Origin of the sequence: Polaromonas sp. YR568 (assembly GCF_943369415.1) — a bacterium.
In the GTDB taxonomy this organism is placed as follows: Bacteria; Pseudomonadota; Gammaproteobacteria; order Burkholderiales; family Burkholderiaceae_C; genus Polaromonas.
Map to the genome: position 1 here is coordinate 54,502 of NZ_CALRNF020000022.1, position 11,867 is coordinate 66,368.

Genomic DNA, 11,867 nt, shown 5'->3' on the forward strand with positions numbered 1-11,867 from the left:
GTTTATGTGAGATAAACCCGTTTGTAAAATCAGGCCCGATTATCCATGACCCTCCACCCTGTCCCCAGAATAAAGAAGCAAAGCCCGGCGAAGGCCGCGCAAGCATGAGCACGCCATCCATCGCCTGGGCCGACCCGGCGCGCGCCGCCGCCTTCGACGGCTGGCTGGCGGCCGCGGCGCGCCAGCACCGCCTGCAAGCCGGCACGCTGAGGCCGGCATCCGCGGACGCCAGCTTTCGCCGCTACTTCAGGGTGGACGGCACCGGCGGGGAGGGCAGCTTTATCGTCATGGACGCGCCGCCCGCGCAGGAAGACTGCAAGCCCTTCGTCAAAGTCGCCGGCCTGATGGCGGACGCCGGCCTGAACGCACCCCGCGTGCTGGCATGGGATGAGCCGCTGGGCTTCATGCTGCTGAGCGACCTGGGCGCCCGGACCATGATGGAGGTGATCGCCCCGCCAGCCGGGGTTGACGCCGTTGCCAGCCCCACACAGGCGCACTACGACTTGTATGTCGATGCGATCGAAGTCCTGGTGGGCTGGCAACTCGCCTCGCAGCCCGGCGTGCTGCCGCCCTACGACGATGCCCTGCTGTCACGCGAGCTGTCGCTGTTTCCCGAGTGGTATGTCGGCAAGCACCGCGGCCTGGCGCTGGACACCGGCCTGCAGGACAAGCTGGACGGCCTGTTCGCGCAGATCAAGGCCAGCAACCTGAATTCACTCGATGGCGCGCGCGTTTTTGTGCACCGCGACTTCATGCCGCGGAATCTAATAGCCCCCACGCTTGTCGCTTCGCGTACTACGCTGCCCCCTCAAGGGGCTAATTTTCCTAGGGGCGGCCCGTCGGAAAATTTCATGGCCTCTGAGCCCGGCGCGACAGGCCTTGGCGTGCTGGACTTCCAGGACGCGGTCTACGGCCCCATCACCTACGACATCGCCAGCCTGATGCGCGATGCCTTCCTCACCTGGGAAGAGGATTTTGTGCTCGACATCAGCGTGCGCTACTGGCAAAAAGCCCGCAAGGCGGGGCTGCCGGTCGGCGATGATTTCGGCGAGTTCTACCGGGCCGTGGAGTGGATGGGCCTGCAGCGCCATCTCAAGGTGCTGGGCATTTTTGCGCGCCTCACATTGCGTGACGGAAAGCCCAAGTACCTGGCCGACACGCCGCGCTTCATCAAGTACGCCCGCAACACCGCCGCGCGCTACCGGCAGCTGGGCCCACTGATGGTGCTGCTCGACGAGATCGAAGGCAACGAAACCCGCGTGGGCTACACGTTTTGAGGACTGGCCGGCCCGTGCCCCGCACATCCCTTCCACCCCCAACGATGGCTTTGCCCGCATGAACCCGCAGCTCCACCCCCTCCCTGCGGCCAAGGCCATGCGATGACCGCCCGCTTCTACGCGGACATGGCGCTGGTGCCGGGCACGACGGTCCAGCTGCCGCCGGCCACTGCCCGCCACGTCCAGGTCCTGCGGATGCAACCGGGTGACGCGCTCTTGCTGTTCAACGGCCTGGGAGACGGCCATCCCGGCAGCGAGGGGGAGTTTGAAGCCACGGTCGCGCGCATGGGCCGCAGCGAGGTCGAGGTGATCGTCGGCGCCTACACCCCCACGGCGCGAGAAGCCGGCCGCGCCATCCACCTGGCGGTCGGCATGCCGGCCAACGAGCGCATGGACTGGCTGGTTGAAAAAGCCGCCGAGCTGGGCGCGGCCAGCATCCAGCCCCTGATGAGCGAGCGCAGTGTGCTGCGCCTCAAGGGCGAGCGCGCCGACAAAAAAATCTCGCACTGGCGCGGCGTGGCCGTCGCCGCCTGTGAACAATGCGGGCGCAGCCGCGTGCCGCTGATCCACGACGTCGCCAGCCTGGCCGACTGGCTCAAGGACGCGGGGGACGCGGCGCCTGGCGACGCCCGGCTGCTGCTGTCGCTGCGGGAAGGCAGCCGTCCGCTGACCCGGGCCGTGCCGGGGACTGGCGCGCTGACGTTTTTGAGCGGCCCGGAGGGCGGGCTCAGCCCCGCCGAAGAGGCCGCCGCCATCGCCTGCGGCTTCAGCGCCGTCACACTGGGCCCGCGCGTGCTGCGGGCTGAAACCGCGCCGCTGGCCTGCCTGTCCCTGCTGACACTGGGCTCGGCCGCATGAACCGCAACCTCTGGCTGCTGGCCGTATGCCAGGGCCTGTTCCTGACCAACAACGTCACTTTTATCGCCATCAACGGCCTGGTCGGCCTGAACCTGGCGCCGCTGGGCTGGATGGCGACTTTGCCCGTCATGGGCTATGTGGTGGGCGGCGCGCTATCGACGTCGGTGGTGGCGCGCACGCAGGCGCGCTTCGGGCGCAAGACATCCTTCCAGCTGGGGTTGCTGGTAGCAGTGGCCTCGGCTCTGTTGTGCTGCTATGCGGCTTACAGCAAAAATTTCTGGCTGCTGGTGGCTGCGACCGTGGTGGCCGGCTACTACAACGCCAATGCGCAGCTCTACCGTTTTGCCGCGGCCGAACTGGCCCTGCCGGCCTTTCGCGAAAAAGCCATTTCCCTGGTGATGGCCGGCGGTTTGCTGGGCGCCGTCGCCGGGCCCAACCTGGCGGCCCGCACGCGGGGGCTGACCGAGGTGCCCTTTGCCGGCGCCTACCTTGCGCTGGCCGGCGTGGCGCTGCTGTCCATGGCGCTGCTGGCATTCATCCAGTTTCCGCCACCGCCTGAAGCCCATGCGGCCCGGGGCGGAAGGCCGCTTTCCGAAATCATGCGGCAGCCCGTCTTCATCGTCGCCGCGGCCGCCGGCGCGCTGGGTTTTGGCGTGATGAACCTGCTAATGGCCGCCACACCTATCGCCATGCAGGTCTGCGGCCTGCCGTTTTCCAGCGTCGCGCTCGTGCTGGAGTGGCATGTGATCGGCATGTTCGCGCCCGGCTTTTTCACCGGCCACCTGATACGCCGCTTCGGCACCTTGCCCATCATGGCCGTGGGCCTGGCCCTGAACGTGCTGTGTGTGCTGATCGCGCTGTCGGGCGTGGACCTCAAGCAGTTCCTCGCGGCCCTCTTTTTATTGGGCCTGGGCTGGAATTTCCTCTTCACCGGCGCCACCACGCTGGCGCTCACGGCCTACCGCCCCGAGGAAAAAGACAAGGCACAGGGCGCGCTCAATTTCTGCATTTTTGCCGTACTGGCGGTTTCATCGCTGGCCTCGGGCGTGCTGGTGACCACGCAGGGCTGGGCCTTGCTGAACCTGGGCTCCTTGTTGCCGCTGGGGCTCACGGCGGCGGCGCTGGCCTGGCTGGCGCTGGGCCGGCGCAAAAGCGGCCACGCCGCCGGCGCCTAGAAGCGCGCGTCCAGCCAGGCTTTGAGCGTGTCGAACACCGGCGCCGAGTCGGTTTCGTTGAAGATCTCGTGGTAGAGGCTCTCAAAGCAGCGCGCGGTCACCGTGCCCGGCGTGACGGCCGTTGACCTGCCGGCGTTGTCCGCGAAGGCGCGGCTGCCCGCCGGGTTGACGAGCCGGTCGGCGCCCGCATACATCAGCAGGGTGGGCGTGCGCCAATGCGCGGCGGCCGCCACCGTCGCCGGGCCGGCCGTCGCGATGAACTTGCCGAGCCGGGGCGAAATCCTGCTGTGCACCTGCCGGTCAGCCAGGTATTTTTTGACCACCTCCGGATCGTGCGAGAGATAGCGGGCGTCCAGGCCGTTGCCCAGGCACAGGTCGGGCACCAGTTTCGGCATGAAGGCCAGCAGCAGCTTTTGCAGCGGATTGAGCCCCGCGTCCAGCGCCGGCGAGGACATCACCAGGCCTTCCACCGGGCGAATGCCCAGCGCGACAAAGCGGCTCACCACCAGTCCGCCCAGGCTGTGGCCCAGGAGAATCAGGGGAAGGTGGGCGGCGGACGGCGGCAGTGGTTGCGGGTCGTCGTAGGCATCGTCGCCCTGCAGCAGGCGCATGCAGCGTAGCCGCGTGTCGTCGACGACTTCGGCCAGGTCGTCCAGCAGCGCGCTTTCGTTGGGCAGAACGCCGCGCGCACCGCCTGATTCGCCGTGGCCGCGCTGGTCGTAAGCGCGCACCGCGAAACCCCATTCGAGCAACTGGTGCGCGACATGCTCGTAGCGGCTGGCGTGCTCACCCAGGCCGTGCACCAGCAGCACGACGGCGCGCGGGGGCAGCGGCCGGTGGCCGGTTTCGCTGGCCCAGGCGTCCAGCGGCCATTCGTACAGGGCCAGGTTTTCGCCGTCGCGGGCGGTGAAGGGCGCTAGGACAGTCGTCGAATGCATGCGGCGGCGACAGCCTGGCCTGAAAGGACCGCACCGGGCAAGCCGCGGCGCAAGAAGAGGGGACTCACCCGAATCAGCCGGGCACGCGGGCCATCACGTGCGCGACCGCGGCGGTCAGCTTCTTGGCATAGGGCACGTTCAGGAATTCGTTGGGACCGTGGGCATTGCTCTTGGGGCCAAGCACACCACAGACCATCATCTGCGCCTTGGGGAAACCCTTGCTCAGCATGCTCATCAGCGGAATGGTGCCGCCCTGGCCTATGGTGCCGCAGGGCGCGCCAAAAAAGCTTTGCGAGGCGTCGTTGAGCGCATTTTCAAACCAAGGCACGGTGCTGGGCGCATTCCAGCCGGTGGCGCCGCCGTTGCTTTCAAAGGTGACCTTGGCCTGGTAAGGCGCGTTGTCTTCCAGCAGCGTCTTGAGTTCCTGCACCGCCGCGCTTGCGTCGATCAGCGGCGGAAAGCGCATCGACAGCTTGAAGGCGGTGTAGGGGCGCAGCACGTTGCCCGCATCCTTGAGGGCCGGGAATCCCTCGGCGCCCGTCACGCTCAACGTGGGGCGCCAGGTGCGGTTGAGCAAGGCTTCGACCGGGTCGGTGGTGGTGGGCAGCGCGAAGGTGCTGGAGCCTTCGCAGTCGTAATGCGCCCACGGGAAGCGCTTGTAGATTTCCTCGCCCAGGATCTTGGCCGTGGCCTGCGCCTGAACCAGGCGGTCGGCCGGGATTTCGCAGTGAAAGCTCTGCGGCAGCAGGCGGCCGGTCTTGCTGTCCTCGAGGCGGTCCAGCACCTGGCGCATGATGCGAAAGCTCGAGGGCACCAGCCCGCTGGCATCACCGGAGTGCACGCCTTCGGTGAGGATTTCGACCTTGAGCACGCCCGCCGCGTTGCCGCGCAGGCTGGTCGTCAGCCACAGCTGGTCGTAGTTGCCCGCACCGGAATCCAGGCACACCACCAGCGCGACTTCGCCCAGGCGCTCGCGCAACGCATTGACGTAAGGCAGCAGGTCGTAGGAGCCGCTCTCCTCGCAGGTTTCGATCAGGCCGACGATGCGCGGGTGCGGCACGTTCTGCGCTTTGAGCGCCTGCACGGCGGCGATGCTGGCATAGACGGCGTAGCCGTCGTCGGCGGCGCCGCGGCCGTAGAGCTTGCCGTCTTCGTATTTGGCGGCCCAGGGGCTCAGGTCATTGCGCCAGCCGGTGAACTCTGGCTGCTTGTCGAGGTGGCCGTACATCAGCACGGTTTGCGTCGAATCGGCGCGCGTGGCCGGGATTTCAAAAAACAGCACCGGCGTGCGGCCTTCCAGGCGCACGATTTCCAGCGTGAGGCCCTCGACTTTTTGCGCCTCGACCCAGGCGGCCGCGTTGCGCATGACGGTGTCGATGTAGCCGTGCTGCGCCCAGTCGCTGTCGAAGGTGGGGGACTTGGCGGGGATGGAGATGTAGTCGGTGATCTGTTTGACGATGTCGCCGTCCCACTGGGCGGTGACCTGGGACAGGGCCTGGGCGGCGTTGAGGATGCTGGCGGGGATTTCGCGGTGCAGTGGGGCGTTCATGGAAAGACTCCGGGGGAGAGAAAAAAAACGGCTTTTCAGGGCAGGGTTTTGCTGCGGCAGCTGCTACTGTACGCTTCCGACACACACCGCGCCACTGAGTACCACAAGACCCGCAAATTGAGCTTTCGACCTACAGCGGCTGCGGCGGGCAAGGGCAAAGATATCCCCTCTTCTTTCCCCTCTATTTAGACGAGAGAACAGACAAGTACAAAGTACGCCACGGAGCCGCCATGACACCAGCAAGCCGCGCACAGCCCGCTTCCTCCACCGCCACACCCCATTCCCGTATCCGCGCGGGCGTGGGCGGCTGGACCTTCGAGCCCTGGCGCAGCAACTTCTTTCCGCCGGGCCTGCCGCACAGCCGCGAACTCGAATACGCGAGCCGTCGGCTGAGCACCATCGAAGTCAACGGCACTTACTACGGCACGCTCAAGCCGGCCAGCTTCAGGAAGTGGCATGACGAGACACCCGACAACTTCGTGTTTTCCCTGAAGGCCTCGCGCTACGCGACCAACCGCCGGGTGCTGGCCGAAGCCGGCGAGTCCATCCAGCGCTTCACCGAAAGCGGCATCAGCGAACTGGGCGGCAAGCTGGGCCCCATCGTCTGGCAGTTCATGCCCGGCAAGGTGTTTGAGGCCGGGGATTTCGAGGCCTTCCTGGCGCTGCTGCCAAAGCAGGTGGACGGCCGGGCGTTGCGCCATGTGGTCGACGTGCGCAACGAAAGTTTCATGTCGCCCGACTACCTGGCGCTAGCGCGCCGTTACAAGGTCGCGACGGTCTTTACCGACGCTGACAAATTCCCCTCCTTTGCCGACCTCACGGGCGACTTTGCCTATGCCCGGCTGATGATGAGCGATGGCGGACTGGAAACGGGCTATGAGGACAGCGCGCTGGATGCCTGGGCTGAACGCGCGAAGCTGTGGGCCGCAGGCGATGCCCCCGCAGACCTGCCGGCGCTGGAGGATGTGCCATCGCATGGCAAGCCGCGCGACGTGTTTGTGTATTTCATCAACGGCGCCAAGGAAAGGGCGCCGGCGGCGGCCATGGCGTTTTTAAGCCGCCTGGGCTTCACGCCTGCGGATCAGGCGTAAGAGGCCATGGCCTCGCCGAGCCGTATCTCGCGGCCGGGCGCCCACTCGGGGTTGAACTGCAGCGGTCCTTTGGGAAACAGCATGACGACGGTGGAGCCCAGCAGGAAGCGGCCCATTTCCTCGCCTTGCTTGAGGCGGATTGCCGAAGTCGGCTCGTCGGGATAGTCCCACTGCCGCACCACCTTGCCGCGCGGCGGATTCACCACGCCGTGCCACACCGTGGCCATGCTGCCGACGATGGTCGCGCCGACCAGCACCAGCACAAACGGCCCGCGCGCCGATTCAAACACGCAGACCACGCGCTCGTTGCGCGCGAACAGCCCCGGCACGCCGCGCGCCGTGACGGGGTTGACGGAAAACAGCTCGCCCGGCACATAGACCATGCGCACCAGCCGCCCGCCCGTGGGCATGTGGATGCGGTGGTAGTCCTTGGGGCTCAGGTACAGCGTGGCGAAATGGCCGTCCTGGTAATGCGCGGCCAGCGCCGCATCGCCGCCCACCAGCGCGGTGGTGGAATAACTGTGGCCTTTGGCCTGGAAGATCTGGTCTTTCTCAATGGCGCCGAACTGGCTGATCGCGCCGTCCACCGGCGACACCAACTCGGCATCGGCCAGCGGCCGCGCGCCGGGCTTGAGCGCGCGCGTGAAGAAGTCGTTGAAGGTCAGGTAGCTGGCGATGTCCGAATTGAGCGCCTCGTCCATGTTGACCTGGTACTTGGCGACAAAGCGGCGGATGATTTCCGTGGTGACCCAGCCGCGCTCGCGCGAAGCCACGAAACCGGCAAAGGCAGTCAGCGCCTGCTTGGGAAACAGGTATTGGGGGAGAACGGCGGATCGGTCTGACACTAGGCGGCTTCAATAGAGGAAGGAAGGGCCATTCTATCGACGCCCAAACCGCGATCCGCGTCGGGTTTTTCCACCTTACTGTGCGGGATAACCCGCCTCTGCGAGCGCCGCCGCCAAAGCCGGCCTGTCCCGCGAAGACTCCACCACGACTTTTTTGGCCGCCAGGTCCACCTTGACCTGCGCGGACGGATCCAGCGCCTTGACGGTTTGGGTGATGACGCCGGCGCAGTGGCCGCAGCTCATGGCGGGGATGTTGAATTCCATCGAGGATTCCTTGGGTTGGTTAAAGGGCTTGGACTGGAGTCTGAACCTTCCCATGGGGGCAGGGTCAAGCCCAGCTTGCCAAGCCCTGCCTTGATTCAAGGCCATTACAGCGCGGCGCTTGACCCTCCCATGGTGGTAAGGTTCAGACTACTGCCATGAACCTCACATCCACCTTGAAAACACCGCCCACCGCGCCCGCGCTGACCGACTGGCAGTTCGCTATCGAGGGGATGAGCTGCGCGTCCTGCGTGGCGCGCGTGGAACGCTCGCTGGCCGCCGTCCCCGGCGTGCAGGACGTCAGCGTCAACTTCGCGACCGAGCAGGCCAGCCTCAAGGCAAGCGGCGACGTCGGCATGGACACCCTGAAGGCGGCGGTCACGAAAGCGGGTTACGCCGTGGCCACACAAACCCTGCAGCTACAGATCGACGGCATGACCTGCGCCTCCTGCGTCTCGCGCGTGGAAAAAGCGCTCCAGCAGGTGCCGGGCGTGCTGTCGACCAGCGTCAACCTGGCGACCGAGACCGCCGAGGTCAGCGTGGCGGGCAGCGCCGCGATGCTGCCGGCGCTGGTGGCGGCGGTCGCCAGGGCCGGCTACCAGGCACGCGAGATCCCGGCCTCCGGCGCTCCCGTGGACAAGCCCGCCGCCGCCTGGTGGCCCATTGCCTTGGCGGCCGCCCTGTCGGCGCCGCTGGCCTTGCCCATGCTGGGCACGCTGTTCGGCAAGGACTGGATGCTGGACGGCCGGCTGCAGTGGCTGCTGGCCACGCCGGTGCAGTTCTGGCTGGGCGCGCGTTTTTACCGCGCCGGCTGGAGCGCCTTGCGCGCCCGCACCGGCAACATGGACCTGCTGGTGGCCCTGGGCACCTCGGCGGCCTACGGACTGAGCGTCTACCAGCTGCTGCGGCATGGCGGCCACGGCATGGCCCACCTGTACTTTGAGGCCTCGGCCGTCGTCATCACCCTGGTGCTGCTGGGCAAATGGATGGAAGCGCGCGCCAAGCACCAGACCACCGCCGCCATCCGCGCACTGCAGGCGCTGCGGCCCGACACGGCGCGCCGCCGCCGTGACGGAAAAGACGAGGACGTCGCGCTGCAGGACATACAGCTCGGCGACCTGGTGGTGGTGCGCCCCGGCGAACGCATCGCGGTGGACGGCGAGATCGTGGAAGGTGCCACGCAGGTGGACGAATCGCTGATCACCGGCGAAAGCCTGCCGGTGGCCAAACACGCGGGCGAGCACGTGACGGGCGGCGCGGTCAATGCCGAAGGCCTGGTCGTGGTCCGCACCACGGCCATAGGGGCGGAGTCCACGCTGGCGCGCATCGTGCGCATGGTGGAATCGGCCCAGGCCAAAAAAGCGCCCATACAGCGGCTGGTCGACCAGGTCAGCGCCGTCTTCGTGCCGGTGGTCATAGGCATTGCCGTGGCCACGCTGCTGGGCTGGGGCCTGGCGACGCAGGACTGGGAGGCCGCCATCCTCAACGCGGTCGCCGTGCTGGTGATTGCCTGCCCCTGCGCCCTGGGCCTGGCCACGCCCACCGCCATCATGGTGGGCACCGGGGCCGCCGCCCGCCGGGGCATCCTGATCAAGGACGCCGAGGCGCTGGAGGTGGCGCACGGCGTCAAGGTCGTGGCTTTCGACAAGACCGGCACGCTGACCGAAGGCAAGCCCGAGCTGGTGGCGCTGGAGCCCCATGGCATCGCGGCGGATGAACTGCTGGCCTGGGCCGCCGCCATCCAGTCGGGCAGTGAACACCCGCTGGCCCGCGCGGTGATGCGGCGCGCGATGGAGCAGCGGGTCGAAATCCCGGCAGCCACACAGCTGCGCGCCGTGGCCGGACGCGGCATGGCCGCCGTGGTGGCCGGGCGCGAACTCCGGCTCGGCAGCCCGCGCTTCATGCAGGAGCTGGGGCTGGACCTCGCCGGCTTTGCCGTGCTGGACGCGCGCGCCAGGGAACTCGAAGCCCAGGGCCGCACGGTGTCCTGGCTGGCCGAAGCCGGCGAAACACCCCGCTTGCTGGGGCTGATGGCCTTTGGCGACACGCTCAAAACCGGCGCCGGGCCTGCCATTGCCCGCCTGCACGCGCTGGGCATACAGACCGCGCTGGTGACCGGCGACAACCGCGGCAGCGCCGAAGCCGTGGCGCGGCAATTGGGCATGGACCTGGTGCGCAGCCAGGTGCTGCCGGAAGACAAGGCCGCCATCATCGGCCAGCTTCGCGCGGGTGTGCAGGCGCATGGCGGGCGCGTGGCCATGGTGGGTGACGGCATCAACGATGCGCCGGCGCTGGCGGCCGCCGACGTGGGCATCGCCATGTCCACCGGCACCGACGTGGCCATGCACGCGGCGGGCATCACGCTGATGCGCGGCGACCCGTCGCTGGTGGCCGATGCCATCGATATCTCCCGCCGCACCTACGCCAAGATACGCCAGAACCTGTTCTGGGCATTCGTCTACAACGTGGTCGGCATCCCGCTGGCCGCGCTGGGTTTTCTGAGCCCCGTGATCGCCGGCGCCGCCATGGCGCTCAGCAGCGCCAGCGTGGTGATGAATGCCTTGCTGCTGCGCCGCTGGAAAGGAAGCACCCCGTGACTGAAGCCATTGAGACCCTTGACGCTATTGCCACCGGCCCGCTCAATATCGGCCAGGCCGCAACGCGCTCCGGCGTGTCGGCCAAGATGATCCGCCACTACGAGTCCCTGGGCCTGCTGCCCACGGTGCACCGCACCGGCGCGGGCTATCGCCAGTACGGCGAAAAAGAGGTGCACACCTTGCGCTTCATACGCCGCGCCCGCGCGCTGGGTTTCAGCATGGCCGAGATCACCGAGCTGCTCAAGCTGTGGCAGAACAAGCGCCGCGCCAGCGCCGACGTCAAACGCATCGCGCTGGCTCACGTCGCCGACCTGGAGCGCCGCATCGCCGAGATGGAGGCGATGAAGCAGACGCTGGGCCACCTGGCGCATTGCTGCCAGGGCAACAGCCGGCCCGACTGCCCCATCCTGACCGAATTGGCGGCTTGAAGCATTCGAATGAAATGTCCGATTCCGGCGAGCGGGAGCGAGCCGCCGGATTTATCCTGAAGGCTGTTGATGGAACTTCCATCGTCTACGGACTGCCGCATGCCCCTTGTTACCGAAGCACCTGCCCTGTTGCCTGACCCTGTACACGCGGACGACTGGGCCCGCACCACCGCCACGCTGAACCGCCACGGCAGCGCCGTACTGCCGCAACTGCTGGGCGCGCAGGAATGCGAAGCCGTCACTGCGCTCTACATCGACGCGAGCCGCTTCCGCAGCCGCGTGGTGATGCAGCGCCACGGCTTCGGCCAGGGCGAATACCAGTATTTCAGCTACCCGCTGCCGGACATCGTCGCGCGGCTGCGCGCCACGCTTTACCCGCGCCTGGTCGGCGTAGCGAATGCCTGGAACGAAGCCATGGGCATGGACGTGCGTTATCCCGCTGTCCATGCCGATTTCCTCGCGCGCTGCCACGCGGCCGGCCAGCCGCGGCCCACGCCACTGCTCTTGCAATATGGGCCCGGCGACTACAACTGCCTGCACCAGGATTTGTATGGGGAGCACGTGTTTCCCATCCAGGTCGCAGTGCTGCTGTCGCGGCCGGGCGAGGATTTCACCGGCGGCGAATTTGTGCTGACCGAGCAGCGCCCGCGCATGCAGTCGCGGCCCGAGGTCGTGCCTTTGAAGCAGGGCGATGCCGTGGTGTTTGCGGTGCATCACCGCCCGGTGCAGGGCGGCCGGGGCTTCTACCGGGTCAACATGCGGCACGGCGTGAGCACCGTGCGCAGCGGGCACCGGCATACGCTGGGGATTATTTTTCATGACGCGCAGTGAGCCTGCCGCTCGCGCCG

General features: G+C 67.2%; 11 protein-coding genes. 7 read left to right on the forward strand and 4 right to left on the reverse strand.

Going from position 1 to position 11,867, the window contains the following annotated elements; all coding sequences use genetic code 11:
- The first annotated feature begins 104 nt into the window (after positions 1-104).
- The 3 genes from ACLV74_RS14860 to ACLV74_RS14870 all read left to right on the forward strand — a co-directional run bounded on the left by ACLV74_RS14860 (position 105) and on the right by ACLV74_RS14870 (position 3,310).
- Positions 105-1,277 (forward strand): aminoglycoside phosphotransferase family protein, encoded by a 1,173-nt coding sequence (locus ACLV74_RS14860; RefSeq protein ID WP_411880169.1) that lies wholly within the window; start codon positions 105-107, stop codon positions 1,275-1,277.
- Between the two features lie 102 nt (positions 1,278-1,379).
- Complete coding sequence (locus ACLV74_RS14865; protein ID WP_411880170.1) at positions 1,380-2,135, forward strand: 16S rRNA (uracil(1498)-N(3))-methyltransferase; 756 nt, start codon at positions 1,380-1,382, stop codon at positions 2,133-2,135.
- Positions 2,132-3,310 (forward strand): MFS transporter, encoded by a 1,179-nt coding sequence (locus ACLV74_RS14870; RefSeq protein ID WP_411880171.1) that lies wholly within the window; start codon positions 2,132-2,134, stop codon positions 3,308-3,310. Before ACLV74_RS14865 ends, ACLV74_RS14870 begins: the two co-directional genes overlap by 4 nt.
- On the opposite strand, the gene ACLV74_RS14875 is transcribed toward ACLV74_RS14870, so the two are convergent.
- Together ACLV74_RS14875 and ACLV74_RS14880 are read right to left on the reverse strand one after the other, a co-directional pair.
- Positions 3,307-4,248 (reverse strand): lysophospholipase, encoded by a 942-nt coding sequence (locus tag ACLV74_RS14875; protein ID WP_411880172.1) that lies wholly within the window; start codon positions 4,246-4,248, stop codon positions 3,307-3,309. The genes ACLV74_RS14870 and ACLV74_RS14875 overlap by 4 nt on opposite strands.
- Positions 4,249-4,321: 73 nt before the next feature.
- On the reverse strand, positions 4,322-5,797 hold the full coding sequence (locus tag ACLV74_RS14880) for a M20 family metallopeptidase (RefSeq protein WP_411880173.1): 1,476 nt from the start codon (positions 5,795-5,797) through the stop codon (positions 4,322-4,324).
- 230 nt (positions 5,798-6,027) lie between these two features.
- Between ACLV74_RS14880 and ACLV74_RS14885 the strand changes: the two genes are divergently transcribed.
- Positions 6,028-6,888: a DUF72 domain-containing protein gene (locus tag ACLV74_RS14885; protein WP_411880174.1), complete on the forward strand. Its 861-nt coding sequence runs from the start codon at positions 6,028-6,030 to the stop codon at positions 6,886-6,888.
- On the opposite strand, the gene asd is transcribed toward ACLV74_RS14885, so the two are convergent.
- Positions 6,879-7,733 carry an archaetidylserine decarboxylase gene (gene asd, locus ACLV74_RS14890; RefSeq protein WP_411880175.1) on the reverse strand — a complete coding sequence of 285 codons (855 nt, stop codon included), beginning with the start codon at positions 7,731-7,733 and terminating at the stop codon, positions 6,879-6,881. The two genes, ACLV74_RS14885 and asd, sit on opposite strands and share 10 nt — an antisense overlap.
- Positions 7,734-7,808: 75 nt before the next feature.
- Positions 7,809-7,997 carry a heavy-metal-associated domain-containing protein gene (locus ACLV74_RS14895; RefSeq protein ID WP_411880176.1) on the reverse strand — a complete coding sequence of 63 codons (189 nt, stop codon included), beginning with the start codon at positions 7,995-7,997 and terminating at the stop codon, positions 7,809-7,811.
- Positions 7,998-8,152: 155 nt separating this feature from the next.
- Between ACLV74_RS14895 and ACLV74_RS14900 the strand changes: the two genes are divergently transcribed.
- From ACLV74_RS14900 to ACLV74_RS14910, 3 genes are all read left to right on the forward strand, one after another.
- Positions 8,153-10,591 carry a heavy metal translocating P-type ATPase gene (locus ACLV74_RS14900; protein ID WP_411880177.1) on the forward strand — a complete coding sequence of 813 codons (2,439 nt, stop codon included), beginning with the start codon at positions 8,153-8,155 and terminating at the stop codon, positions 10,589-10,591.
- The gene (gene cueR / locus ACLV74_RS14905; RefSeq protein ID WP_411880178.1) at positions 10,588-11,019 is read left to right on the forward strand and encodes a Cu(I)-responsive transcriptional regulator; all 432 of its coding nucleotides are present in this window, start codon (positions 10,588-10,590) and stop codon (positions 11,017-11,019) included. Before ACLV74_RS14900 ends, cueR begins: the two co-directional genes overlap by 4 nt.
- 99 nt (positions 11,020-11,118) lie before the next feature.
- Positions 11,119-11,850 (forward strand): 2OG-Fe(II) oxygenase, encoded by a 732-nt coding sequence (locus tag ACLV74_RS14910; RefSeq protein WP_411880179.1) that lies wholly within the window; start codon positions 11,119-11,121, stop codon positions 11,848-11,850.
- Positions 11,851-11,867: the final 17 nt, after the last annotated feature.